A 26,889-nucleotide genomic window follows, 5' to 3' on the forward strand; every position below is an offset into this window, starting at 1 on the left:
CGAGTGATGGGGGGCTAGGCGCATTGTTTGCTCAGCCTCAGTTCCCTTGTGATGCTTGAATCCCCTCTCCAATTAAAGGTTCTATTGCTTTCCCTTCAAAAAATTGAGAAAATAAGTATAGTGGGGCACATACTAGCCCCAATCCATTGATAATCATGGCTTAAACTACCCGACCGGGACTGACTATCTCGCCCGGTTGTTCGCCTACTAAGTGATTGATTTTTTGGACGGTTCCTAGGGAATCAACTAGACCTGCTACTAAACCTAGGTGCTCTAAGTTTTCTACTGTTATCTCAGTTTTTTTTAGCACGGGCTGCTAAATCGTAATTTTATCGGGACTCTGGCTCGCAAGTTTACACTATTTTTTGGTGATGGTTGGCTACCGCTCGTGATTGCAATTAACGTATTTTCCTCATCAATCCTGTTACGGAGCGGTAATAAACTTGGTTTGTGACGATCGCAATTTTAACCAGATCAGATTTAACTCACGCCCTCACGTCAATTTTCAGGCATTCTCAACAGAGTGATGCTGAGCGACAGAGATTATTGACTATTTCTACTCACTATTTTCTCGGATGATTCACTCTCTCGCCACTCAATCCGTGTATGTGCCACTTCGGGGGTGCGGAATGTGGGATGTAAGGTGCGTCTGACTTACGCTGTGTAAGAAACAATTAGGGTTTGCCCCTGACGCACCCTACTATAGCTGTGGGTAATATTAATTCCGAGGCTACCGGAGTTGATATAAATGGCTGTTTTGGCTGTCACTGTTAGCCGATATGCTGGCATTTTTGCGAATATTAGAAAACAAATAACGTACTTACAGCAGCGCCATATCCTTGAAGCAACGGCGCGTTAACTCGATTCTTGCAGATGCGTCATCTTGGTTGCGGATGTCAATGTTGGTAGCAAAAAAGTAAACATTTTTATTATTTTCTAAATAACCTACATACCAGCCAATTTGAGGCTTTGTTTGTTCTCCAAAATTTGCCCAGCCTGTTTTGGCTCTAATTGTGTAATCGGGAGTTTGTTCAACAATTATGATGTCTTTCACCCGAGACATCGCTCGCTCAGAAAAGGGTAAGTCATTTTTGTATAGACGGCGGAGAAATTGAATTTGCTCGTTAGGTGTGATTCGCAGTTCTCCCTCTAACCAGAATTTGTCAATATCCTCTTTGTTACCGATTTTTTGGTTGCCATAACCGACTTGAGCTACCCATTTTTGCATTTGCTCGTGTCCGACTCGGCGGGCGAGAACTTGGTAAAACCAAACGGCGGAAAGTTTCATGGCTTCTCTCATATTCAAGTCTCGATTCCATGCGGGAATTTGCCTTTGAGTTCCATCCCAAGTTAGAACGGCAAGCTCATCTGAAATTACCCCTGTTTCTAAGGAAATCAGAGAGTTGAGAATCTTAAATGTAGATGCGGGTAAAAAAGCTGTCTCGTTACGCTGCGGGTTGTGTTGATAAAGCCGATCGCTATTCAAATCGTAAATCGCGATCGAGCCTTCCACTCCTAGTTCTTGAAAGTGCCGTCCAAAATTCATTGTCTGAGCCAAATCTCCTCTGCGAGGTGAAGATTTTGGCACGGGAGGTGGTACGGTTAAGGCTGACTGCGGTGGTTGAAGTAAAACAAAACTAATGCAGCCTACTACACTTAAAATAACAGCTATCGCACGAGATATTCGGTTCATAAACTTCAATAAGTTAGCCAAATCATCGGCAGTAATGTTCCAGGCGCGATCGACTGGTAAGGTGCGTCTGACTTACGCTGCGTAAGAAACAATTAAGGTTTGCCCTTGACACACCCTACTATATATAGCTGTCAATTGCGTAATTCCTCAACTAGAAAACTGCCATAATAGTTAAGGCGACCAAGCAGCTTAACTGAATTACTAAGCTGAAAAACCGAAACTTCGGATCGAGACCAGCAATGTGAATCGCTGAATGTACAAGCCGAAATAGAATGTACACAACAATCAGCAAATCTACTGCTGTTCCTGACACACCCCTAACGGTTAGAAGGAAAACCACTCCCAAATACAAAGGCAGGTTTTCTATCAAGTTTGATTGTACTCGAAATAGTCGCCAAAGCAAGCTGTCGTCGTTTTGTGTACTGAAATCTTTTACTGATCCGCCTGCAGATAGATGCCGAATCCTGACTACTAGGAGCATGGTAACAACCGCGATCGTCCATAAAATGAAAAGTGCTAAACCCCAGAGAGGGAAAGTCATATTTATCGGTTCAATTTGCATCATCTTTCTAGCTTGCGAAAGTGTGGTTAAGACTTTAGAAAAGTTAGATCAAATCCTGTAGCATCGTCGGGCGTCAAATCCAGCCAACAGCGATGGCAGGAACCGGGAATCGGAAGGGTCAACAATCACCGACGATGCAATCGGAATTGCTCTAATTCATCTGCGTTAATCTGTGTTTATCTGCCTGTATCTGCGGTTAAAAAACGAGAATGTATTAACCGCAGATGACAATGGATTGACGCTGATTCACGCAGAGGTCGAGAAGAGAGATATGAATAATTCGGATATTCTGAGTGTTTTCCGAAATGGATCGATCGCCCACCAAGCTCAAAGCAGCATCTAACCGACAAGCTGACGCTAACTAGAGTGCGATCGCATCTCCTGAGTGTCAATTCCAGCCGCTAGCAACCGAGCCTTTACAGATGGTTGGCGGCAAGACGATCGCACCATTGTATCGAGCAAGTGTTCGATCGCACCCGGTAGACTCTGGCAAAAACCAGTGTGTACTCGCGATGTCTGAACGATCGTGCTGCGGGGTGCTACGAGCCAGTGAAAGCGCTCTCTGTGGGGAAGTTGACCGATCGCGCCAGATTCCTTGCCGCCTGCACAAATGATGGGAATGACTGCTAGGTGATTGCGAATCATTTCCAGATCCAACGTTGAGTCGATCGCCATCAAGCGCTGTTCATCTATTTCGATACGGGCTTCGAGGAATTTTTTCGTACCGCAGGAAACGATCGCCCCCACGTTGATAAACTCCTCGCGCTCAACTTTGGGAACAACGCGAATGATCGCATAATCATACAGAAATCGATCGGGCACTAATCGCTTCCTCCAAAAAAATATGTGGTGATTCTAGCCGATTTAGCAGGTACTCGATATAAGCATTGCGATGTTGGTTGCTATCGCTGAAAGGAGAATCTCCCACCAGCCAAGTATCAGGAATTAGTTTAACAATGTTGCGAATGATGTCCGGCGTTAGCCTTTGAGTCATCTTGGAATTTGCCGCTTCCAGCGTACTAGCAAAACGCAGCAGAACGTGGTCTTTGATTGGCGGAAAACGATCGCGGCTGCGCGAGAGATAATCTTTCCAGGTGTGGTGAAAGTAGAGGGCTGCACCGTGATCGATCAGCCAAAGCCGGCGGTGCCATACCAGCATATTTGCATTGCGCGACGTGCGATCGATGTTAGTCACAAAAGCATCGAACCAGACGATTTCTGAGGCCAGATCCGCATCGGACTTCCCCGCTATCGGGTCAAAAGTGATCGAGCCCGGGAGATAGTCGAGGGCGAGGTTGAGGCCAGCACTTGCTCGGATCAAATCTTGAATTTCCGGGTCAGGCTCAGTGCGAGCCAGTTCGGGATCTAGTTCAACAAAGACGAGTTCGGGGATTGGGAGCCCGGAGGCGCGAGCAATCTCTCCCGCCACTAACTCGGCGATCAGAGATTTGGCTCCCTGGCCCGCACCGCGAAATTTGAGCACGTACATACCATCATCATCTGCTTCGACGATGGCCGGTAGCGACCCGCCCTCGCGCAAAGGAGTGACATACCTGGTAGCAGTGACTGTTCGCAAGCTGATACTCATGCTATTTTAGATTTTCGATTTGAGATTTTAGATGCAAAATCACTGATTTTATGGGCGTTCCATAATTGCGGGATGATTTTGATTGTTTTGTGGGATGGGCGTCCCGCCCGTCCGCTTTATTTTCAAAGCAGGCGGGAGGCGTAACCCCTACTCCCCACAATAATCCTCCTCAAATTGTGCAATGCCATTTTATGAGGGTTTTGAGCACGAGTTTACAGTTGGATTCTTTCTTTTAACTGAGACTGATGTTAAGTAGTCTGTTTACTCAACTGATGACTAAAAGGACACAACTAATGTTGTGTCCCTACGGAATTTTGCCAAATCTTGCTTTGAGACAGTCATTAGTCATCAGTTATTAATCAACTAATAACTCATGACTAACCACTAATCAGTTGTACTAACGTGGTCGATTCTCTCTAATTGCCAGAGAATTTGGTTGCCTTCGCGCCGCACCCGCGAAACTACCCAATTCCGCCAAACCCAGTTGTCTCCACGACTGGTGACAGCGCTGGCATTTACATCCATCAAATCAGCCAGTTCAGAACTGGTAATCAAGTAGCCTTTCGTCGCAACCTCGTCGGCGATGTGCAACGTTTCGATCAGATTGCGGAGGTCTTGAACCCTCACCTCGCGGGGCAAGTTCTCCAGGGTATCGGCAGTTGAATCCATCATGGTAGAGTTGGAGATCGGAAGGTCAGAAGTTATGACATAGGATTCTATCGTTTTGTTACCAGTTGTGTCCGTTCCTTCCGAAACAATTGTGTTGTCAAAGTGTAGGGACGGTGCCCCCGTGCCCGCCCCGGCCTCGTCTCCCGTTGGTTTGCGCTGTTGCAGTTCGGGAGTGAGATTGTGGGAGAAACTGCGGGCGATTTCATCGCATCTGTCGTTGTAGAAGTCGCCGGAGTGGCCTCGGACGTGTTCCCACTTGACTTGTCGGGAATTCAGCTTGTCTAGCAGATGCCAGAGGTCTTGGTTGACAACATCTTTGCCCGTTGAGGTTTTCCAGCCTTTATTTTTCCAGCCTTGAATCCATTTAGTGATGCCGTTTTTAACGTATTCGCTGTCGGTGTAAACGGTGACTGGTTCGGTTTGACCGGAATTGGCAAAAAATTCCAGCGCAGCGACGGCGGCCTGCATTTCCATGCGGTTGTTAGTAGTTTGGGGGTCTCCACCCCCAAGTTCGTGACAGTTGCCGTCGGCGAAACAAACTACTGCACCCCAGCCACCTGGGCCTGGGTTGCCGGAACAAGCGCCGTCTGTGTAGAGGCTTTTGATTTTGGGAGTTGTCATGAGCGAATTAATTTGTTATTTAGAGGTAAGTTGTTTGCAAGTGCGATAATTAAGGCAATTGAGATAGTTTTACTTGCTGCTATGAAAAATGCCAACTTAAAGATTAAAAAGGTTGCGCTATTTATTTGGCCGTTTTCTTTGTTAATTTTTAATACTTTCGCGCAAGCACAGCCCATAGTCCCTGCTACTGACGGTACGGGTACTGTTGTCACCCCCAGTGGCAACCGCTATGATATCAAGGGTGGCAGTTTGTCGGGAGACGGCGCGAATCTTTTTCACAGTTTTGGGCAGTTCGGCTTGAATGAAGGTCAAATTGCTAATTTTCTGACAAATTCGGCTATTCAGAATATATTAGCTCGAATTGCTGGCGGGGACGCTTCGCTAATTAACGGTTTAATTACTGTCACGGGCGGCAATTCTAATCTGTTTCTAATTAATCCTGCGGGGATTGTGTTTGGCCCCAACGCGAGTTTGAATGTGCCGGCGGCTTTTACTGCAACTACTGCTACTGGTGTTGGTTTTGGTAATAATTGGTTTAATGCTGCGGGTACAAATAATTTTAGCGCCTTGGTGGGTACGCCAAATGCTTTTTATTTTGGTGCGGGTGTACCGGGAAGTATTGTTAATGCTGGCAATTTAGCGGTGACTCCGGGGCAAAATTTGGCTTTGCTTGGCGGTACGGTTGTTAGTACCGGGCAGTTGTCGGCTGCGGGTGGACAAATTACTGTTGCTGCTGTTGCGGGAGATCAGGTTCTCCGCATTAGTCAACCGGGGCATTTGTTGAGTTTGGAAATAGCAACGGGCGGAAATTTTGGTAATTCTCAACAGACTTTGAATCCTATTTCTTTGCCGCAGTTGCTGACAGGTACTGGGCAAAATCAGGCGGCGGGTGTTGCGGTTGCGGATGACGGTTCTGTGCGGCTTGTGGGTTCTGGTTTGCAGGTGAATTCTGGGGATGTGGCGATTGCGGCTAATGTGTCTGGGCTGCCGCAGTTGAATGCGGGAAGTGCGAATTTATGGGCTGCGGAAAATCTCACGTTAGCAGGCGCTAGGCTGCAAACTACGGGGGATTTGAGTTTGCTGGGTGGGGATGCGGTGCGGGTCAGGGACAGCGCCCAGAATCCTTTTTTGGCGCAGGCTGGGGGGGATTTATACATTCAGGGCGATCGCACTATTGATATTCTCACTCAAAATGCGATCGGCGGTTTGTCTCTTCCCCCGCAATTCCAAAGCGGCGGCAATTTGAGTTTGGTTAGCAACGGAGTTATTTCAGGGGATTCTCACTTTGTTTCGGGTGGCAATTTTTCGATTCGCAATTTGTCGGGAATGCCGGGAAACTTTGTCAGTTTATTTGACCCGATTATCAGTTCGGAAGGAGATGTTTTCTTTGGAGATTATACTGGTGTTTCGCTGAAAGTCGAGGCGAAGGGGAGCATTGTTGCCGAGGATATTACAATTACCGGCCCCGATATTGCCTTGGGTAGGGAAAATGTGAGTGGTGATCCCGATATTGCTACTTTAAGCAGCAGTCCGGCCTTAATTCTGCGGGCGGGAGTGGCAAATCTGCTAAATCCTCCTACTAACAGTTTAGATGAAGATTCGATATTTACAAGCCCACTTTTATCGAGCAGTTTGATTTCAGTTGAAAATATTTCAGCCGGTGGGCCTGTAATTTTGTCAGCGCCGGGAAGTATCGCCACTAGAGATATTAATGGCGGTCAAATTAGTATCGAAAGCAGGGAAGCCGGAGTGCTAGCTGGGGGCAGATTAACGTCTAGTTCTACAATTAATATTCAAGCTAATGACAATATTATCTTGACAAGTGACATTTCTCGTGCTGATATCAACGGCAGTATTAGTCTGAATACTGTTCGGGGTAATATCATCACAGGATCGATCGATACTGGGACTTCCGGGGCGATCGAACTCAGAGCTTTTGGCAATGTGAATTTTGGGACTTTGCAGGGATCTAATGTTGATATTACCAGTAACTCCGGAGCATTGGGGGTTGTGACTGATGCCAATACCCTTGTGCCTAATACTACACCTGTCAATATTACAGCAACTGAGAATATCAATTTGACAGCTTTTAGGGACTTAACAGTAGGTAATCTCACCGCTGCGACTGTCAATGCTAGCAGCAGTACGGGAAGTGTTAATATGGGGGCGATCGCTACTTCTGGAGATGTCAGAATTCTAGCGACACAGGAAATCAACACAGGGGCAATAACTGTTAATCCTGTGACCACAAATCCAGTTAATCCCCTCATTCCTACAGTAAATTTGGATGCACAAACTAATATGAATGTGGCCTCGATTAACGCTGGCACTGCCACTATTAATTTGAGAGCATCCAGCGATTTAAATGCAGGGAGTTTGCAAGGTGGAGCCGTTGAAATCAATAGCGCTCAGGGAAATATTGCGATCGGTAATACTACATCTATTGGGAATATTAATATAATAGGTTCGGGAAATGTAAATTCGGGGGATTTGCTGGGAGAAAGAGTTAATATAAATAGCAGTTCGGGAAGTATTAATATTGAAAACGCTACAGCAACAGAAAATACTGTCAATTTAACAGCGCTGCTAAATGTAAATTCCGGGGATTTGCGGGGAGTGGGAGTTAATGTAAACAGTAATGCAGGAAGTATTAATATTGGCAATATCGACGCCACCAGAGAAAATGTCAATTTGACAAGTTCTGGTAATGTAAATTCCGGGGATTTGCGGGGAGTTGGAGTTAATGTAAATAGCAATACGGGAAGTATTAATATTGGCAATACCGACGCTACAACAGGAAATGTCAATTTAACCGCGCCGCTCGATGTAAATTCACGAGACTTGCAGGGAGTTGCAGTTGATGTCACTAGCAGCAGGGGAACAGTCAGCACGGGTAATATAAGTGCTGCCGAAAGTGTCGGAATTTTAGTTGGAAACGAAATCAGAATTGGGCGAATAAATGTTAATCCTGTTGTTAGGGCCGATCGCACTTCAACAGTAAATCTTAACGCTCAAAATGATATCAGTGTGGTATCGATCAATGCTCCGGGCGGTAATGTTGAACTCGCAACTCCGGGTTTAGTTCGAGTGACGGGTACTTTTGACCAAAACGGCACTCCTCTTAGCGTTTCGACTCTTGGTGGCATTCAACCGGGTACAGTGACGATCCGCCACGGCGGCGGCGATGTCAATCCGCCGATACCTTTTGCGGTGGGAGATGCGACGACTAACGGTACTGCTGGGGCGATCGCCAGCAATGCTTTGGGTACGATTACTCACGGGCAATCTTTCATAAATTCTTACACTCAAGGCAATAGTGCGATCGTCACTACCAACCAACCTACTCCTCCTACTCCTACTCCTCCTACTCCTACTCCTCCTACTCCTACTCCTCCTACTCCTACTCCTCCTACTCCTACTCCTCCTACTCCTACTCCTCCTACTCCTACTCCTCCTACTCCTCCTACTCCTCCTACTCCCTCTGATTTCAATAATCCAAAATCGTCGCCAACATTACCAAGGGATAGACCGGCATTCGATAGAACACGATCGCTTTTCCCCGAACCCAACCAACCCTTTAGTCGCCAACAGCGGGAGAACCAAAACAGAATATCGCGAGATATAGGAAAACCCGGAGAAAGGATGCTGCCCGAAAGAATGCAATCTCCCAGAGAACTGAGAAATTTCATCAATTCAAATATCAGAGATTCAGTTATTCAGTCAGCATTTCGCGGCGACATCGGCAGGACTTTGGAGGCAGGGAAAATATCGGAAGCTTTGTCTCTGCTGGACAAATCTTTCAGCCAAGAATTCGGGGAATATTTCGGCATCAACATCAGCGACGAGTTGGTATCCCCAGAGGAAATTCAAAAAAAGTTAGCATCCGTGGGCGCAGAAACGGGCACGAAACCCAGCTTAATTTATCTGTTCTCGCAGCCCGAAGAATTAAATTTAATGCTAATAAATTCTTGCGGTGAAGTGGTTCACAAAAGTGTGCCGTCAGCGAACCGACAAGAACTTCTGAAAGTTGTAACTCAGTTCAGGGATGAGATTACCAAACCGGGAGTGCGGGCTACTACGAGTTATCTACCATCTTCCCAACAGCTTTATAAGTGGATGATTGCGCCTTTAGAGGACAGTTTGAAAAACTGCGAAACGGATACTATTTCCTTTGTGGTCGATCGAGGTTTGAGAGGTATGCCCTTTGCTGCTTTGCACGACGGACAGCAATTTTTGGTGGAAAAGTACAATCTTAGCCTGATGCCCAGCATTAATTTAACAGATACTCGCTACGTAGATATCAGAAATTCTCAAGTTTTAGCAATGGGTGCCTCGGAATTTTCCGATTTGAATCCTTTGCCTGCAGTTCCTACTGAAATAGCCGCTATTTCCCGAGAGTGGTCAGGAGTTAGTTTTCTGAATGAGGATTTCACTTTGGATAATTTGAAGCGACAGCATCAAAGCCGGCCTTTTGGCATTATTCACTTAGCTACTCACGGCGAATTTCGACCTGGAGCACCGAATAATTCTTTTATTCAGTTATGGAATAGTCGGCTACGAATGGATCAATTGCGGGATTTGAGATTGAATGATCCGCAGGTGAATATGTTAGTTTTAAGTGCTTGTCGGACTGCGGTGGGAGATGCACAGGCGGAGTTGGGTTTCGGGGGTTTGGCGCTGCAAGCGGGGGTGCAAACGGCTTTGGGGAGTTTGTGGTACGTGAGTGATGAAGGTACTTTGGGATTGATGAGTGAGTTTTACCAGCAGTTGAAGACGGCGCGAATTAAGGGGGCGGCGCTGCGACAAGCGCAAATTGCGATGTTGCGGGGAGATGTGCGTTTGGAGGGTGGCCGATTGCGGGGTTTGAGTCGGGGTGAGGGGGTGGAGTTGCCGGCTTCGCTGCAAGGGTTTGCGGATTTAAAGTTGTCGCATCCTTATTATTGGTCGGCTTTTGTGATGATTGGGAGTCCTTGGTAATTGGTGATTAGTGATTAGTGATTTGTTATTGCTTGAATATCAATGATTTTTCGGCAAAAGTCGATCGCCCGCAAGCAAGCAAGTTCCGAGTGCGATCGGCCTTTTCACTATTTTTTATGCTGAGTCTACCACCACGCGATCGCTTGACGGGGCGACAATGCCTTCAGGCGACGACAACAACGCTAAAACGGTTGACCTATCAGCTTTATAGCTCTGTGTCCCCTCTGATAAAATGACTTACCCTTTTCTGAGCGATCGCTGTCTCTGGTGAAAGACATCATAATTGTTGAACAAACTCCCGATTACACAATTAGAGCCAAAACAGGCTGGGCAAATTTTGGAGAACAAACAAAGCCTCAAATTGGCTGGTAAGCTGTCGCGCATTTAAATTGAATATTCGAGGCGGGCGGGACACCCCACAAGAGTTTTATTGTTTTTTGACATACAATTTAAATCCAGAACAGCTTATGTAGGTTATTTAGAAAATAATAAAAATGTTTACTTTTTTGCGACAAACATTGACATCCGCAACAAAGATGACGCCTCTGCAAGAATCGAGTTAACGCGCCGTTGCTTCAAGGATCTGGCGCTGCTGTAAGTGCGTTATTTGTTTTCTAATATTCGCAAAAATGCCAGCGGATCGGCTAACGGTGATAGCCAAAACAGCCATTTATTGGAGGCCTGATTTCGATCGTAGGAAGCCGAGTCTTTTAAATCTTTTAAAACTTACGCAATTGGCACATATATATAGTTGGTATAGTGCTATATATCATTTCTCGCAGCAAGGCGACAATCATCTAAGATAGCATTAAGTTCTTCAACGACTAGCCAGGGGTTTCGACCTTTCAAACAAGCTACGATTGCTGCTTCATAGGGATTTCTGCCAGTTTTTTTTACTGCTGCGATCGCCTGTTTGTTAGACAATCCCCGCCCGCTGACCAACCAAGCAGCCAAAACCTGTCCTGTACGTCCGATCCCCCCAGAACAGTGAACTACCACCCGTTCGCCTTTGCTATCTGCAGATTCCAAGAAGGGCAATATTCGATCGATTAAAATATCGCGATCGACCAATTCAAAGTCTGCAATCGGTGCCCAGCAAACACGATCGCATCCAAATATTTTCCGATATGTTCCCAGTAAATCACTGTAGCGGATGAGTTGCCTCTGAGCAAGCAAGCAGCACACTTGCTTGATATTATGCCCCTGCATAAATTCAATCCACCGAGCAATTTCTGCATCGCGGTATCCTGGTCTAGCTGCACCAAACACAACTAATTCACTCTCTGAAGCCGCAGCGAATTTGTGCATAATGTTTTCAATATTTTTACCTATAATTAAGAAAGACGCACACATCCTGAATCTACAGTGAAAAACAACAGCTCGATCGGTTTAATGAACTGGCTGCAACCCAAACCAGAAACCGTTTTGCTATGCGACTCAAGTGCAGCAGCTTCTGAGATGGCATTCATGCTCAACGGTGAGTGGGATGGATGCAATAGTTTGGTTCTCCCTAAATGCGACAAGGTAGCAATTCAAGCAGCCGCCGGTTTGCTGGAGACATCGTGGTGCTACCAAAATACTTGCGAACCGGTTTTAATTCGGCTGGAAGTTGACGAATTTCTGCGCCGTTATGCGATTGGAGACAGATTTTTTATTAATGCTAACTTGCGATGCGCGCAATTGAGCGACCTTTGCTTGGAAAACATTGATTTGAGTTATGCTAAATTGAATTTGGCTAACCTGAGCAGCACTAATTTAAGCAAAGCAAACTTAATGGCAGCACAGATGCAATCGGCTAATTTGAGTGGCAGCAATTTGAGTGGCTCGCAGCTTGTGAGGGCGAATTTATCAGGAGCAAATTTATGTGATGCTAATCTGAAAGGTGCCGATCTGAGTTATGCAGATTTAAGCAATGTTTGTTTAACAGGTGCCGATTTAAGAGGTGTAAATTTAGCTAGAGTAGACTTAAGAAAAACAAGCTTAGATGGGGCGATTGTTGACTAAAATTCATGGTGTATCGGGGGTGGGCTTCCTGCCCATCCCACGAAAGAAACATCAAAGGCTCTTGCTGGCGCTCTCTGATACGCGACTTATTAAAAAAGTCGGGGAACAGAGTATTAAGGATTATTCATACTTCCTGCCGCGCCACTGAGTAGGTTGATTTAAAGCAGAAATGAGAATTCGCAAAAACGCCAGCGGATCGGCTAAAGGTGACAGCCAAAACAGCCATTTACCGGATGCCCCAGTTGTATCGTAAGAAGGAGCGATCGCCAAACACAAAGCCTCACGCACTGCAACCAAAAATACATTCAATCCCAACAGCCAAAAGTGCGGAAATAGACCAACCGGCGGCAGCGAACCAAACAGCAAATAGCACAACACAATCGGCACCGGCAAACCTTGAACCGCCAGCAACAGCCACAAATCGCCCCAAATTTGACCGCCAGAAGCAGCATCTTTCAAATCTAGCGATCGACCCCACTCATTCCCCATGAGCGATCGCGCCGAGAGCTATCAGCGTCGCTTTCTGTGCTTCAGTTAAACCTGTAACCCCAGTGATGTTCATGCCTTCGTAGAGTTTGGCAGGTTTCAGCGTTTTTAGGCACTTACCTGTGCTGACATCCCACAGCCTCACAGTTTCATCCGCACAGCCACTTGCCAGAATTTGATTATCTGGACTGAAAGCAACCGACCATATCTCATCAGTATGTCCGGTCAAAGTTCTTAAGCAACTACCAGTGCTGACATCCCATAGTTTCACCGTTTGGTCATAACCGCCACTCGCCAAGAGTCCTTGGTAAGGAGAGTTGCCAGATAGCAGGCTAAAAGCGATCGCACAGACTTGATTAGTATGTCCGGTAAAAGTTTTCAGGCATTCGCCCCTGCTGACATCCCACAGCCTTACTGTATTGTCGGCACTGGCACTGGCTAGAGTCTTCCCATCAGGGCTGAAAGCAACAGCATAGACCGTGTTACTATGTCCGCGGCAAATTTTCAGACATTGCCCAGTACAAAAATCCCACAGCCCTACCGTTCCATCTAAACTACCACTAGCTAAGGTCTGACCATCGCAGCTAAAATCGACAGAAAATACCCCATCACTATGTCCCGTCAAAATTTTCAGGCATTCACCCGTACTAACATCCCAGCAGCGTAACGTTTGGTCTATACTGCCGCTGACCAAAGTTTTATCATCCCGACTCAAAGCAACTGAAAATACCCAATTAGTATGGCCGTGCCAAGTATTTAAACATTCACCCGTACTCACATTCCAAAGCTTGACCGAAGAGTCAAAACTACCACTGGCTAAGGTATTACCATCACGGCTAAAAGCGATTGAAAATACTTGAGCAGTATGTCCGCACCAACTATTCAAGCATTCACCAGTGCTAACATCCCAAAGCCTCACTCTATGGTCGCCACTAGCACTCGCTACGGTCTTACCTTGAGGACTAAAGGCAACTGAGTAAACCACATTACTGTAACCAGTAAAAGTTTTTAAGCACCTACCTGTTTTCACATCCCATAACTTCACCATTTGGTCTATACTGCCGCTGGCAAGGATTTGACCATCCGAACTCAAAGCAACTGAAAGTACCCAATTAATATGTCCGGTGCAAGTTCGCAGGCAGATGCCTGTTTCTACATCCCAAAGCCGGATCGAGAAGTCAAAACTGCTACTAGCTAAAGTTTTACCATCTGGACTAAAGGCAAGTGAAAATACTCCATTACTATGTCCGGTGAAAGTTTTCAGGCAGCGTCCAGTGTTGACATCCCACAGCCTCACCGTGCAGTCATTGCTGCTACTGGCTAACGTCCTACCGTCACAACTGAAAGCGACTGAAAATACTTCTTTAGTATGTTCAGTAAAAGTTCTTAGTTCTCTACTGGTGCTGATATCCCAAACCTTCACTGTTTGGTCGTGACTGCTACTGGCTAAAGTCTTACCATCACAGCTAAAAGCAACTGAATAAACCCGATCGTTATGTCCGGTGTAAGTGTTTAGGCAGTTACCTGTTGCGACATCCCAAAGTTTTACCGTGTGGTCTAGACTCCCACTGGCTAAAGTTTTACCATCTGGACTAAAGGCGACTGAATATACTCCACTACTATGTCCGGTATAAGTTCTTAAGCAGCGACCCGTACTGATCTCCCATAGTTTCATTGAGAGATCGAAACTGCCACTGGCTAAAGTTTGACCGTCGGGACTGAAGGCGACTGAAAATACCTGATTGGTATGTTCTATCAAGGTATGAAGCCGTTGACTCGTTCGCACTCGCCATAGGTGAATTTTACAATCAGAACTACTCGTCGCCAAAAGTTGGCTATCCGGACTCAATGCTACAGACATAACGCTCACTAAGAGTTCAGAAAAAACAGATTTAGCCAAATCTGAGTGAGCAAAATTGACATTATGCAAGTTCACTCTCTGTAGGTTGGCTTGCCAAACTGTTAGATAGGAAAAGTCATAGTCGCTTAAGTCTACCTGCAATTGGCGCAGCACATTGATAATATTTCCGCTGACATAACCTGTCTGTTGCGGCGATTTGCCGCGCAGCAACGATAGAATTTGAACTAAGCACTTTTCCAGATTTTCTGGGCAGCCAAGAAGCGCGATCGCTCTTTCAATCGCTGGTTTAAGAATGAGGCGGATTTGAGTCTCCCTCACATAATCTTTGGCTTGAGCCTTGACTAAAGCGTGACGACTGAACAGGAATTTTTTTTGACTGGCAATCTCTTCACAAATTCGCTCAATTAATACACTAATTATGTACTCCATGACTACAGGTTGTTGTGTAAAAGCCTCGGCGATTTTTTCAATCAATGAGCGGCGTTGCAAAGAAATGATCGCCTGTAGAAGTTCGCTAGTTGATATCGGGGAGACAAAATCCTCTTGCAATTCCTCTAACAACACTGGTTCGCGATTGATGGCTAACCAGTACATAATCTCTTGTTCTATATCGCTCAGTCGCTGAAACTGCCGCTCTAACAAATCGCGGATATCATCAAAAATAAACGAACCTTGCTTTAAAAATTCTAAAAAGCGAGAAATACTGCTATCAAAAAAATCTGTTACCCCTGAAGCTACTATCTTTAAAGCTAATGGATTCCCGCCATAGCGTGAAATCACGCTTGTCCATTCATCTTCTGACCCAGTAAAAAGCCCCTTCCCAGAGAAAATTTTTCGTCCTTGAACGGAGGGTAAACCTGTCACTTGTAAGCAGCGAACCGGTAGTGTTTCGCCCTCTAAGGCGGCTAATCCTTGTGGTTTCTCGCGACTGGTTAATATCAAGCTGCTGTGGTGATTTGTTTCCCCAACACATTTGAATAACTCACCGTAACCTTCATATCCTTCTCGATAGCGTCCCGTCCGTGAAGCAAAGCTATGTGGTAGGGAATCGCCTGCTTGCAAAACTGATTCAGCATTATCCAAAACTAGCAGACAGCGCGATGAGCGTAAATAATTGATCAACCGCAAAATTCTGCCGTCCAGGTTGGTTGGCAAGTTTATTTCTTGTTGGTTGGAGAGAAATTGAATCAGTTCTGCCACTATCTCTTCTACGGCAGGGGCATTGCGGAGACTTCGCCAAATGACAAATTCAAATCCTGATTGTAGTTGTTGGGCAAGCTTGGCAGCCAAAGCTGTTTTACCAATCCCTCCCATCCCCAGCAACACTACTAAACGGCAATTATCCTGCACAATCCATTGTTCTAGAGTTGTCAATTCGTCACTACGATCGTAGAAAACCGAGACATCGGGTGCTTCGCCCCAATCTAGGTGTCTGTTGGCAATGAAGAGGGAGGATTTCACCTCTACAGACTGGGATAGAACCCGATCGCCCAAGTCAGAGATATCTCGCCAATCGATCGCCAATTTTCCACAAATTTCTACAAAAGTTGCATAATCAACGGTTTTTCCGGTGAGGAACCTGCTGAGAGTGGATAAAGCGAGTCCTAATTCTTCAGCAAACGCTCTTTGGCTGGGAAAGCCATTGCGCTTGAGGGCTAATTTGGCAATCTGAATGCAGTCACTGCGAACTTTGAGCGATCGTGACATACCCTATTCCCCCGAAAGTTATGCAGATTTTAGCAAGTTACTCGGAAGTCGGTCATAAATCAGTACGTTCTCAGTCTCGATCTCGGTCAAGTGGATGTTTGGATGGATTTAGTAGAGATGAGAAGTCCGATGCGGGTTGTCGATCGGAGTAAGACAGCGATCGTCCAACCCTCTATCTTGACGCATAGGAAATTTAATTTACTCGATCGACCAGTGATACATGGGGAAGCTTTTTTCCGGCTTTCCCTTGATTAGGGGTGCCCGTTAGTAGTTCAACGCAATAATTTTTACAATGGCAAATTCATCTTTCAATCTTTCAGACCTCACCGGATCTAACGGCTTTACCATCAACGGCGTTGCCCCTTTTGACACATCAGGTTATAGCGTCAGCGATGCCGGAGACATCAACGACGATGGCATTGATGACCTAATTATCGGCGCACCTGGATTTACTGCTAGTAATCCTAACGCCACCACCACTCCTGGTACTAGCTATGTAGTGTTCGGATCGCAAGCAGGATTCCCTGCTAACTTAGAACTCAGTACCCTTAACGGCACTAACGGCTTCGCCCTCAACGGCGTTGCGGCAGATGACTTGACTGGCTTGAGTGTAAGCGGTGCTGGGGACGTTAACGGCGATGGCAAAGATGACCTGATTATCGGGGCAAATGGGGCTGACCCCAACGGACTAGAGAATGCAGGCTCCAGTTATGTATTGTTCGGCTCCACATCAGGATTCGCTCCCAGCATTGACCTCGCTAGCCTCACGGGATCTAACGGCTTCACCATCAACGGCATTGGGGCGGGAGACGAATTGGGCTCCTCAGTTAGCGGTGCTGGAGATGTCAACGGTGATGGCTTCGCTGACTTGAGTATCGGCGCACCTTATGCTGACCCCAACGGACTAGAGAAGGCGGGTCAAAGCTATGTGGTGTACGGCTCCAACAAGGGATTCCCTACCAGCCTCAACGTCAGTGACCTCGACGGCAATAACGGCTTCACCATCAACGGCATTGCGGCGGGAGACGAATTGGGCGTCTCAGTCAGCACCGCCGGAGACGTTAACGGTGACGGCAAAGATGACCTGATTATCGGGGCATTTGGGGCTGACCCCAACGGAGTAGAGAATGCGGGTCAGGGCTATGTAGTGTTCGGCTCAACTGGAGGATTAGCTCCCAGCCTCAACGTCAGTGCCCTCGACGGCACTAACGGCTTTGCCATCGACGGCATTGCCGAGGGTGACTACTCAAGCAGAGTCAGCGCCGCCGGAGACGTTAACGGTGACGGCATTGATGACCTGATTATCGGGGCATTTGGGGCTGACCCCAATGGCAACTTGGCAGGCACCAGCTATGTGGTGTTCGGTTCACCTGAAGCGTTCCCCGCCAGCTTTAAGCCCTCTGGACTCAATGGCACTAATGGCTTTGCCATCAACGGTATTGCCGAGTATGACCTCTCAGGCTTTAGGGTCAGCAGTGCCGGGGACTTCAACGGCGATGGTATTGATGACCTGATTATCAGCGCACCTAATGCTGAAACCGTTGCGGGTCAAAGCTATCTAGTGTTCGGCTCAAAAGAAGGATTCTCCGCCAGCATTAACCTCTCTTCCCTCGACGGCATCAACGGCTCTGTTCTCAACGGCGTTAATCCAAATGACTTCTCGGGCATCTCAGTTAGCGGTGCTGGAGACATCAACGGCGATGGCGTCGATGACCTGATTATCGGTGCCTCTTATGCTGACCCCAACGGCAACACCGACTCTGGCTCTAGCTATGTCGTCTTCGGTACAGTCCCCACCTTGGGCACGGAAGGCAAGGATATGCTTAACGGTACATCTGGTGACGATGCACTCTACGGTCGTGGCGGCAACGATACGATCACTGGCGGTGAGGGCGTCAACACTCTCTTGGGTGAGGATGGCAACGACCTGATTTACGGGGGTTCCCAAACTGATTACATCAATGGTGGCAACGGGAACGATCAGATTTACGCTGCTGGGGGCAACAATACGAGTTATGGCGGTGGTGGTAACGACTTGATCTACTCCGGTTCTGGCGATGACCTGATTGTGGGGGGCCCTGGCAACGATCGGATTTTCTTGCGCGGCGGAAAGGACATAGTTGTTCTGCAAATCAACAATGGCGTCGATAGAATCGACAATTTCCAGGTGGGTCAGACGACACTGGGTCTCTCCGGTGGCTTGACGTTTGAGAACTTGGCGATCGCTCAAACGGGGAATGATACTCTAATCAAATTTGCCAACACTGGCGAAAACTTGGCGCGTTTGAATGGGGTACAAGCTAGCAGTATCGGCTCTAGTAGCTTCGTCAATGTTTAGTGCGATCCAACTGCTTTGAGAGTGTTTCACTCTTCAACAACGCACTCAGTTAGGGGAATCCCGCTCGGTTTCCCTAACTTTTCTTTCTTGTACTTCTGTGCACTTTTTAGCACATTTTCTTACGAACAAAAGACTAATCATGACAGATGCAATGCAATCAAACCGTAATGGCTTTGCGGCTAAGGAACTTCCCCTAACAATCAAAGATGCACCAGACATAGGGGCGCACAGTGGAAATTTCCTCAATTCTGCTACCCCCTCAACTAGCGCCCCCTCCCTGGAAATCACTGCCTCCCGCCAGTTCACCTCCTGGTTAGCCGAGCAAAACCTGAGTCTTGCTTTCACCACCTATCAGGCGGGGAAAGTTTTTTTTATTGGGTTGCAACCGAATGGACAGTTGTCGGTATTCGAGCGATCCTTTGAGCGCTGCATGGGGTTGTATGCAGAGGGTTCAACTCTCTACATGAGTTCTCTGTATCAACTGTGGCGGTTTGAAAATGCTCTGCCTCAGGGAGAAGTTCACAATGGCTATGACGCCGTATACGTGCCTCAGGTAGGTTACATCACGGGGGATTTGGACGTGCATGACGTGGTGGTAGAAGTACCCCCCAGCCCCTCTTATCAAGGGGGGAGCAAGAAAAACTACCCCCCCAGCCCCCCTTATCAAGGCAGGGTGGATTAATTGTGACCGGATGATTATATAATAGAACGGGCGATCGGAAGCGACCCGCGAACTCAGACTATCCTTACTCTGTGCATAGCATAATGAATTTAATTGAAGCTATTATTGCAGTACCAGACCACCGAAAGCCACGAGGAATCAGACATCCTTTATGGCTGATACTGACGATAATTTTATTGGGCAGTTGTACGGGATATTGGGGGTATAAACCCTTGGTGGATTTTACCAAAAATCATCGCGCAACTCTCATAAAACTGTTCGACCTTCCATCAGATATTCGCTTCCCATCCCACTCGACTTTTAGAAACATAATTCACTCATTAGATTTTGAGATAATTGCCGTCCTTTTTAATAGATGGGCGCAACAGAACTTACCGATCGCCCCAGGAGAATTGATGGCAATTGATGGTAAAAGCATTAAAAGCACCTCGGTAGGTGGAAATAGCTCTTACCAAAACTTTGTGAGCATGGTTTCTGTCTACAGTCACGATCGCGGCTGGGTTGTCCGACATAAAGTCATGGAAAATCAACACAGGAGTGAAATTGAAATTGTGGAAGAACTCATTAGAGAACTCTCTGGTTGTCAGATAGTAATTACAGCGGATGCGCTGCATTGTCAAAAAAAAACGCTGGCCTTAATTATTGATGGTGGTAATGACTACATAGTTACCATCAAAAAAAATCAATCAAGTTTGTTTAAGGCCGCCCAAGAATTAGTCAAATCGACAAATGCGAGCGACTCCCTTCAAGCCTCAGAACAGTTACATGGACGTACCACAACTCGCAGTACCACAATTTACCCCATACCGGCTCAATTATTACCTCTGTGGGCGGGTGCCAAATACATAATTGCGATCGTCAGAACAGGCCTGCGATGGCAAGGCAAAAAAAGTCGTCGCCGATTGGTAGATTTTAACGAATCACACTATTATTTAAGTAGTTTGGATTGGTCAGCCCGTCAATTTTCCGACGCAATTCGAGGACACTGGTTAATTGAGAATCAACTGCATTGGGTTAAAGATGTGACGTTAAATGAGGATAACTGTATTCATCGCGGCGGCAATGCACCCGCTAATTGGGCAATGGTCAGGCAATTTTTAGTGTCTCTAGCGAGGATGAGTGGTACGAATACTCTCCCCCAAGCTTTAAGATTAATGGCTAACCAAATTGAAAATATTAGCGAGTTGCTTTTCGGTTTTTTGACCCGTGACAAACCAGTTAAATACTTCGCGCTCGCGCCAGTAAATAGTCCACTTCCTTGATTTAATTTTTCGACAATAAATCCACCCTGCCAGCCCCCCTTATCAAGGGGGGAGCAAGAAAAGCAGAATTTTGTTCCCCCCCTTACTAAGGGGGGGTTAGGGGGGGTCATCTTCGTCAATACCCTATTTAGCTGTCTCGCCACAGTCAGTGAAAAGTACAGCTTCATCCCTCTGTGGCAACCCCCCTTCATCTCCAAGCTAGCGGCAGAAGACCGCTGTCACCTGAACGGCTTGGCACTGCGAGACGGGCTACCCCGTTACGTGACAGCAGTCAGCCAGAGTGATGTGGCGGACGGTTGGCGGGATAGAAGGCCCGATGGTGGCTGCGTTATTGATATCAGCAGCAATGAGATAATTCTAACCGGACTTTCCATGCCCCACTCCCCCCGCTGGTACAGGGATAAGCTGTGGCTGCTCAACTCCGGCACTGGGGAATTTGGCTGTGCAGACATCGAACGGGGTGTCTTTGAGCCAGTAGCTTTCTGCCCTGGCTATATGCGCGGCTGTGCCTTCAGCGGTGACTTCGCGCTCGTCGGGCTATCCAAACCCCGGCATAACAAGACGTTTTCCGGCTTGTCCTTAGATGAAAACTTGCGTGCCAAAGATGCCGAACCCCGCTGCGGATTAGTGGTGATTGACCTGAGAAATGGGGATATCGTCCACTCGTTGCGGATTGAAGGAGTGGTAGAGGAATTGTACGACGTGCAGGTGCTACCTGGAGTGCGTCGCCCGATGGCAATTGGCTTTAAAACCGACGAAATTCGCCGCGTTGTAACGATGGGCTAAGCGGGGAAGTACCCAGCGTGCTGTAAGTTGTGGCTTGGGTTTGAAAAATTAATACTTTGTTGCCCACATTCGGCTCATTCGCCATTTTCTATCGCGCCAAGAGCTTTGAGGGTGGCTTTTTGTGCTTCGGTTAAAACGGATCTGCCAAAACTTTACTTTGCGATCGCCACTACCGCTCACTATTGTTTGACCATGAAAGGTCAAAAGTTGCTTACCCTTTCCCACTTGTCACAGGTGAGTGTCAACATCCATAACACATTTGAGAATTTCACCTCTACAGACTCGGATGGAACCCGATCGCCCAAGTCAGAAATCTCTCGCCAATCGATCGCCAATTTTCCACAAATTTCCACAAAAGTCCCATAATCAACGGTTTTTCCTGTGAGGAACCTGCTGAGAGTGGATAAAGCAAGTCCTAATTCTTCAGCAAACGCTCTTTGGCTGGGAAAGCCATTGCGCTTGAGCGCTAATTTGGCGATCTGAATGCAGTCACTGCGAACTTTGAGCGATCGTGACATACCCTATTTCCTCGAAAATTATGCAGATTTTAGCAAGTTACTCGAAAGTCGGTCACAAGTCAGTACATTCTCAGTCTCGATCTCGGTCATCTGCGTGTTTTGATGCTTTTAGTAGACATGAGAAGTCCGATGCGGGTTCTCGATCGCGGAGTAAGAAGTCAAGTTGGTCAACGACGCCTAGCCGAGCAAGTAGGAACCTCCGAGCAAGTGCGAAAGTTAAGTGTCAATTGGTCAAACGAGAATTTTTGCTTAGGTATCAGGGGCTTTTCATACCAACTTGCCGATTGTAATTAATTGAAAGGAGAAAAACATGAGCCGAGATATGCAGTCCAGAACTCAAACCTTGCCCTGCGAGATAGCAACTTTAAGCGTGGATACCAAAGTTCGTGAACGAACTCTAAATGTGTCGATCCAGTTTAAAACTGCTGATGGTGACATCGGTAAGATTCTCTGGTTTGTATCGAGGGAGAGAACAAGCGTCGATTTCACTATTAACGATGCCTCCCTGATGTTAATGAGCGTTACAGACGATTACCGAAATCCGGACGTTTCTGTCACCAGTGACCTTGAGATGTCACGTAATATTCCTAAATTGAGCCTTGTCTTCACATCTGCACTAACAGCAGCCTTGCAAGATCCAGAGTTAATTAAAACTCTCAGCCTTGGGGTTAATGGTAACGGAACAACCCAGAGTTCCTGCGACACTGCGTGCGGTGCTGCCGGAGGTGCTGCCGGAGCTGTTGCTGGGGTTGCGGTGGCTGGAGCTTGCACCGGAGGTAGCGCCGGTTTCGCTACGCCAGGATGTACTTATGGTGGTGCAGCCATTGCCGGCGCTGCCGGCTCCCTTTTTAGTGCCGGTTGTAGTTGGCTATTTTGCTAGGGTCTGTCTGCAAACCCCTAGAAGGGCGAAGCATTCGGAAAGAAAACCTTGGGGTTCACCGATAAATTGTGGCTCGAATGCTTCGCCCCTAGACCAAATTTTGACTGTCGAATTCAGTTTAGCAAGCAACGATTGCTCTTGAGAGTTATTTAGATCGACGAAGCAGATCCATAGCAAGCAGCGATCGCGAGGGTTAGTAGATTTCAACGTTTGAAGCAAAAAGGATTACAACACTATGTCAGAATCAACATCCAGTTCATCTCGTGCTGCCAGCATTAAGCCGGAAGAACTTTCTGAAGCCGCCGTAAGGGCAGTTCTAAGAGCGATCGAAGTCCGACCTGTGGACAAGAAAGACATCCTGGGAAATCTCACTTTGGGAATCATTTATAACCCAGATGAGAAACGAACAGGGGAGATATAGCAATCCTAAATGATTTTCTATATCTAGAGCAATCCTAAATGATTTTCTGTGTGTAAGTATATTGACGTATTTTGGGGAAATCAAATTTATGTTCGTTAGTAAAAAACTCAAACAGAAACTTGACAATCTTAAAAGACCTACATAAATACCAATACTTTCTTAAAAAGTTTTTAGCTTGTAACCAAATATCTTCAACGGGGTTCTGTTGGGGAGCATTGGGAGCAAATAAAATACAAGTAATTGACCAATTAGCAGGTTCTTTGGCAGCATTGAGTTCTAATAAAAAGTCTCTAAATTCTCCATATTTATGATAACTAGCTCCATCCCAAATCAAGATAATCTTGCGATTTTTATATTTATCTTGTAAGTATTTTATGAATTTAACTGTTGATTTTCCATCACCAGATGGATGGCTCTGAACATGGAATTCTTTGCTTTGATAATTGAGTGCGCCAAAATAAGTTTGTCTATCTTTTTCATTGGTAATTGGGACTTCAATTCGGATTTGGGATTGACCCCAAACATAACCAGTCAGATCACCATGAAGTAGATGACATTCATCTAAAAACAATACTATTATTTCCCCAGACTCTATACCAGCCTTGTTTTTAAATAAAATATCGTTAATTTCTTCCGTCTTTTTTTTTACCAGTTCTTTATCAAATTTAGGATTAATTTTTTGAGTTTTTTTCCAACTAATTTTCGCCCGGTCAAAAAGTTCATAGTAACTCTGTTTTGATTTATATATCACACCAAATTCTTCTTCTAAATAAGTAACTAGCTCATCTAAATTCCAATATTCTTTATTTCTTAACCACTCGATTACTTCAGTATTTTGTAGAGCTGTTAAATACCCTTTTGACCCTTTATGTCCTAGTTTGATTCCGGCGATGCCTTTGGTTTTAAATTGTTTTTTCCAATAACCAATAAAAAAATTACTTACACCTAAAATTTTGCTGATCTCATGGTAGATATTACCTGAGAGCGCCATCCTTACAGCTATTGCTCGTTTTAGTTCTCTGGCATCTATATCGCTTTTAATGAAAGATTCTAAACAATCTATTTCTTTTTGCCTATCTTTTTGTTGCAGTTGTAAGTTATTCATTTTTTTATGGTCACGATCGAGTATTGCATATAATTGTATCACAATCATGATAATGATTTAGGATTGCTATAGTACCCATAGGAGTGCCACGGGGATTGAGGGAAGGTCTGACAACGGAGGAACTAAGGTCTTTAAAGTCCGGCGATCCCCTCAATAACGAATCACTTCGTAAAGTAACAGGTAAGCTAACGGGTAATCCTCGGATGGGAATCAAGTTGGCTAATTCCCTGAGACAAGACTTTTCTGGAACGATGGAGCAACTGTTTGAACTGACTCCCGACGAAAAAGAAAGTGTCTATATGATTTCTCAAGAACGTCCAGACAGTATAGACTTAATTGCCCAGTTTCTAACTGAAGTATTCAAGCAAGGTAGTGAACCACAGATCGAGATTTCAAAAGAGTTAACTCCTGGGTCTGGAGTTGGGGAAACTGCTAGGAAGAGGAAGGTTAAGTGCAAGGTGTTTCTGAAGGCATCATGTCCGCCATCCGATCCCGAAGATTGCAAGATTGAAGGGGGAGTTGAAATTAATTTCTGATAGGCTCGACGTACCGTGAGGTTGACTGTCAGGACTTATGCAGCTCAATTACTGGAATACCACATTTGAGATTTTACGCTGGTGAGAAGTCTATATATGGTATTCACATTTTTCCAGTGTGTAAGTCCTGACTGTTAAGGGTAACAACTGAGTCTATAGGCTAACTACGGAAGCAGCACGTATTTTAGTAGGAGTTGTTAATGAAAAAAGCTAATACTACTAACGCCCAACCACTGTGTCCGAGTGCCCAACCAGAAATGGCACAAAGCCTCGTGTTCGGCGTTGTAAATGGGACAGTTGAAGAACCACGGGTGGGCTATCTCGCTGAACCTCAGCTTGTCACCGATGAGATATTGGCGCTCTGTGACCCAGTAAAACCTACCGAGGTGTTTAGGTTTGCCGCGCCGTGTGCAGGCAGTGGCTGCAAGCACTTCGATGGCTCTAATTGTCGTTTGGTAGAGCGAACCGTGCAACTATTGCCTGAAGTAGTCGATGTCCTGTCACCTTGTAGTATACGCCCAAGCTGTCGTTGGTGGCAGCAAGAAGGCAAGGCAGCGTGTATGCGATGTCCCCAGATCGTAACGGAGATATATCAGCCAACTGAGCAGCAACGTCAAGTGGCGGCTCCTGCGGATTAGCAATGAGACAAATTCTGACTAGACGATTGTCAAGAGCAATTTTTACCATGCCTTTTTGCTCCAAAACTGCTCTTACGTAATTCATGCAAAATACTCCTGCCAGTATTTTATTTTGATGGAATTTCGAGAGCTTGACCCCTCTCACACAAGCCAAGCAGACTGCCTCAAAATAAGTCACTCGAAAGTCGGTCACAAGTCAGTACATTCTCAGTCTCGATCTCGGTCATCTGCGTGTTTTGATGAATTTGTAGATGGGATTAGAGGGAAAACAACCTCTAGTAAGCTGCAAGCCATCGGTTGCGAAAATTAGTAGCTCAAACATTGCAGCAAATAGGCAACGTCTTGAAAACACAGTTGAGGATTTTCACCATGAAGAAAAGTGTATTAACGATCGCCCTCGCTACAGCAGCACTCTCTTTAGCTTTCTCTGGGTCGGCTAACGCAGGGCCAGGAATCGTGCTCCAGGGCATCCAGTGGAACGGCTGGAGTTTGAACGGCTACCAGTGGAACGGCGTGAGATTGAAGGCTGACGTGCTCCCGCGCACGAGTATGCAAGCCACAAAACTGCAAGGCATGGAATTGCAAAGCCTTAAAGTCGAAGGTGGACAGCTTGTAGGCGTAACGCGAGTTGCTGCTCAATAGTGGCTAAAGATAACTGAAAGCCAGATACCCGACTTCTCAAAGAAGCCGGGTATCTGAACCCCTGGCATAAATTGAAACTATGAAAAAGACATTTATATACAGTTTTGTGGTTGTTTTTCCGGTGTTGGTTGTTAGCTGTGGAGTGTTTGCAAAGAATCAAAAAAGCAGTTATAAAACCGAACCTGACACCAGCGCGACTGCCCAGAAGACAGAAATTATTAAAGGCAAAGACTTAAAAGGCGCACAGTTTAACGCAGTTGACGAGCAGGGGAGAAAGCTGAACTTTCAAATCAAAGATGTTGAACTAGACCCAAAAGACCGCGAAAAAGAAACCTATCTTTACACAGTCTTTTATCTAGATTCTGCTGATTCTCAATGGAAGAATTTGTGTACTCCTGATGCCGAGAATGTCGCCAAGGCAATTCCGCTGACGGGTTCGTGGGATGAGACAGGAAAGCACACAGAATCGAGCGATCTCATGACATTTGGCTGTACAAGTGGAGTTCTAGCTAAGTGCGTTCGCTTTGGCTACAAACCTTGGAAGAATGTCAAAGGAAAGTCACTCCGAGACTATCACCAAGCTTGCACGCGAATGACACGGGCCGATTACTGCGGCAACGGCAAAGGCCACACGCGAGAGGGAACTCCCATTGACATCTATGACAAGCTTGGTATTCAAGAGAAAACCCCCAACAGCGGAATGGTGTTTGAAGCAGCTTGGAGTCCAGAGGGTGCGACTTTTATCAATCGACCGAGATGGTATGATACATTATCTGAAATTCGCCAAGAATGTCCTAACAAACTTAAGGAGCGCATTAATGAGAGCGGTGGTTGGACAACTGCTGAAAAAGTGAAGCAGAATCAATCAGATTCGTTACTGTTCAATGATTCGCTGGTAAGAAAACGCCCTTAG

22 protein-coding genes and 2 pseudogenes are annotated in these 26,889 nt (G+C 46.2%); 13 read left to right on the forward strand and 11 right to left on the reverse strand.

What is annotated here, in order from left to right; genetic code table 11:
• Positions 1–40: 40 nt before the first annotated feature.
• The 6 genes and pseudogenes from D0A37_RS28580 to rnhA all read right to left on the reverse strand — a co-directional run.
• A pseudogene (locus D0A37_RS28580) lies at positions 41–310 on the reverse strand (DUF4277 domain-containing protein); the annotation flags it as partial.
• Positions 311–820: 510 nt separating this feature from the next.
• On the reverse strand, positions 821–1,693 hold the full coding sequence (gene blaOXA / locus D0A37_RS28585; RefSeq protein WP_242719733.1) for a class D beta-lactamase: 873 nt from the start codon (positions 1,691–1,693) through the stop codon (positions 821–823).
• 151 nt (positions 1,694–1,844) lie between these two features.
• Positions 1,845–2,258 carry an MAPEG family protein gene (locus D0A37_RS28590; protein ID WP_242719735.1) on the reverse strand — a complete coding sequence of 138 codons (414 nt, stop codon included), beginning with the start codon at positions 2,256–2,258 and terminating at the stop codon, positions 1,845–1,847.
• A gap of 354 nt (positions 2,259–2,612) precedes the next feature.
• On the reverse strand, positions 2,613–3,077 hold the full coding sequence (locus D0A37_RS28595) for a DUF3037 domain-containing protein (protein WP_242719737.1): 465 nt from the start codon (positions 3,075–3,077) through the stop codon (positions 2,613–2,615).
• Positions 3,055–3,843, reverse strand: a complete 789-nt coding sequence (locus D0A37_RS28600; RefSeq protein ID WP_242719739.1) for a HipA family kinase — start codon at positions 3,841–3,843, stop codon at positions 3,055–3,057. Before D0A37_RS28600 ends, D0A37_RS28595 begins: the two co-directional genes overlap by 23 nt.
• A gap of 384 nt (positions 3,844–4,227) precedes the next feature.
• Entirely contained in the window at positions 4,228–5,133 is a 906-nt protein-coding gene (rnhA, locus tag D0A37_RS28605; protein ID WP_242719741.1) for a ribonuclease HI, read from the reverse strand.
• 81 nt (positions 5,134–5,214) lie between these two features.
• On the opposite strand from rnhA, the gene D0A37_RS28610 reads away from it, so the two are divergent.
• Together D0A37_RS28610 and D0A37_RS28615 are read left to right on the forward strand one after the other, a co-directional pair.
• Entirely contained in the window at positions 5,215–10,110 is a 4,896-nt protein-coding gene (locus D0A37_RS28610; protein ID WP_242719743.1) for a CHAT domain-containing protein, read from the forward strand.
• Between the two features lie 231 nt (positions 10,111–10,341).
• Positions 10,342–10,708 (forward strand): annotated as a pseudogene (locus tag D0A37_RS28615) (penicillin-binding transpeptidase domain-containing protein); the annotation flags it as partial.
• Positions 10,709–10,872: 164 nt separating this feature from the next.
• Here D0A37_RS28615 and D0A37_RS28620 read toward each other — a convergent pair.
• Positions 10,873–11,418, reverse strand: a complete 546-nt coding sequence (locus D0A37_RS28620) for a protein-tyrosine phosphatase family protein (RefSeq protein WP_242719745.1) — start codon at positions 11,416–11,418, stop codon at positions 10,873–10,875.
• 57 nt (positions 11,419–11,475) lie between these two features.
• On the opposite strand from D0A37_RS28620, the gene D0A37_RS28625 reads away from it, so the two are divergent.
• The gene (locus D0A37_RS28625; RefSeq protein ID WP_242719747.1) at positions 11,476–12,114 is read left to right on the forward strand and encodes a pentapeptide repeat-containing protein; all 639 of its coding nucleotides are present in this window, start codon (positions 11,476–11,478) and stop codon (positions 12,112–12,114) included.
• 120 nt (positions 12,115–12,234) lie between these two features.
• Here D0A37_RS28625 and D0A37_RS28630 read toward each other — a convergent pair whose 3' ends face one another.
• Together D0A37_RS28630 and D0A37_RS28635 are read right to left on the reverse strand one after the other, a co-directional pair.
• Positions 12,235–12,603 carry a hypothetical protein gene (locus D0A37_RS28630; protein ID WP_445242458.1) on the reverse strand — a complete coding sequence of 123 codons (369 nt, stop codon included), beginning with the start codon at positions 12,601–12,603 and terminating at the stop codon, positions 12,235–12,237.
• Entirely contained in the window at positions 12,593–16,168 is a 3,576-nt protein-coding gene (locus D0A37_RS28635) for a WD40 domain-containing protein (RefSeq protein WP_242719749.1), read from the reverse strand. The genes D0A37_RS28630 and D0A37_RS28635 overlap by 11 nt, the downstream gene beginning before the upstream one ends.
• Positions 16,169–16,460: 292 nt before the next feature.
• Between D0A37_RS28635 and D0A37_RS28640 the strand changes: the two genes are divergently transcribed.
• From D0A37_RS28640 to D0A37_RS28655, 4 genes are all read left to right on the forward strand, one after another.
• Complete coding sequence (locus tag D0A37_RS28640) at positions 16,461–18,506, forward strand: hypothetical protein (protein WP_242719752.1); 2,046 nt, start codon at positions 16,461–16,463, stop codon at positions 18,504–18,506.
• 139 nt (positions 18,507–18,645) lie between these two features.
• Positions 18,646–19,188, forward strand: coding sequence for a DUF4915 domain-containing protein (locus D0A37_RS28645; RefSeq protein WP_242719754.1), 543 nt, complete (start codon positions 18,646–18,648; stop codon positions 19,186–19,188).
• An 83-nt stretch (positions 19,189–19,271) separates the two neighbouring features.
• Positions 19,272–20,450 carry an ISAs1 family transposase gene (locus D0A37_RS28650; protein ID WP_242718983.1) on the forward strand — a complete coding sequence of 393 codons (1,179 nt, stop codon included), beginning with the start codon at positions 19,272–19,274 and terminating at the stop codon, positions 20,448–20,450.
• Between the two features lie 108 nt (positions 20,451–20,558).
• On the forward strand, positions 20,559–21,236 hold the full coding sequence (locus D0A37_RS28655; RefSeq protein WP_445242568.1) for a TIGR03032 family protein: 678 nt from the start codon (positions 20,559–20,561) through the stop codon (positions 21,234–21,236).
• Positions 21,237–21,436: 200 nt separating this feature from the next.
• Here the strand turns inward: D0A37_RS28655 and D0A37_RS28660 are convergent, their stop codons facing one another.
• The gene (locus D0A37_RS28660; protein ID WP_242719756.1) at positions 21,437–21,754 is read right to left on the reverse strand and encodes a helix-turn-helix domain-containing protein; all 318 of its coding nucleotides are present in this window, start codon (positions 21,752–21,754) and stop codon (positions 21,437–21,439) included.
• 310 nt (positions 21,755–22,064) lie between these two features.
• On the opposite strand from D0A37_RS28660, the gene D0A37_RS28665 reads away from it, so the two are divergent.
• Both D0A37_RS28665 and D0A37_RS28670 read left to right on the forward strand, forming a co-directional pair.
• On the forward strand, positions 22,065–22,634 hold the full coding sequence (locus D0A37_RS28665) for a hypothetical protein (protein ID WP_242719758.1): 570 nt from the start codon (positions 22,065–22,067) through the stop codon (positions 22,632–22,634).
• Between the two features lie 235 nt (positions 22,635–22,869).
• Positions 22,870–23,055, forward strand: a complete 186-nt coding sequence (locus D0A37_RS28670) for a hypothetical protein (RefSeq protein ID WP_242719760.1) — start codon at positions 22,870–22,872, stop codon at positions 23,053–23,055.
• A gap of 34 nt (positions 23,056–23,089) precedes the next feature.
• Here D0A37_RS28670 and D0A37_RS28675 read toward each other — a convergent pair whose 3' ends face one another.
• Positions 23,090–24,160, reverse strand: coding sequence for an IS630 family transposase (locus tag D0A37_RS28675; RefSeq protein ID WP_242719762.1), 1,071 nt, complete (start codon positions 24,158–24,160; stop codon positions 23,090–23,092).
• Between the two features lie 203 nt (positions 24,161–24,363).
• Between D0A37_RS28675 and D0A37_RS28680 the strand changes: the two genes are divergently transcribed.
• The 4 genes from D0A37_RS28680 (at position 24,364) to D0A37_RS28695 (ending at position 26,889) form a co-directional block, all read left to right on the forward strand.
• On the forward strand, positions 24,364–24,696 hold the full coding sequence (locus D0A37_RS28680) for a hypothetical protein (protein WP_242719764.1): 333 nt from the start codon (positions 24,364–24,366) through the stop codon (positions 24,694–24,696).
• Between the two features lie 200 nt (positions 24,697–24,896).
• Positions 24,897–25,334, forward strand: a complete 438-nt coding sequence (locus tag D0A37_RS28685; RefSeq protein ID WP_242719766.1) for a nitrogen fixation protein — start codon at positions 24,897–24,899, stop codon at positions 25,332–25,334.
• 369 nt (positions 25,335–25,703) lie between these two features.
• The gene (locus D0A37_RS28690; RefSeq protein ID WP_242719768.1) at positions 25,704–25,976 is read left to right on the forward strand and encodes a hypothetical protein; all 273 of its coding nucleotides are present in this window, start codon (positions 25,704–25,706) and stop codon (positions 25,974–25,976) included.
• A gap of 79 nt (positions 25,977–26,055) precedes the next feature.
• Positions 26,056–26,889 (forward strand): ADYC domain-containing protein, encoded by an 834-nt coding sequence (locus tag D0A37_RS28695; protein WP_242719770.1) that lies wholly within the window; start codon positions 26,056–26,058, stop codon positions 26,887–26,889.

Origin of the sequence: Microcoleus vaginatus HSN003 (assembly GCF_022701255.1) — a bacterium.
GTDB classification, from domain to species: domain Bacteria; phylum Cyanobacteriota; class Cyanobacteriia; order Cyanobacteriales; family Microcoleaceae; genus Microcoleus; species Microcoleus vaginatus_B.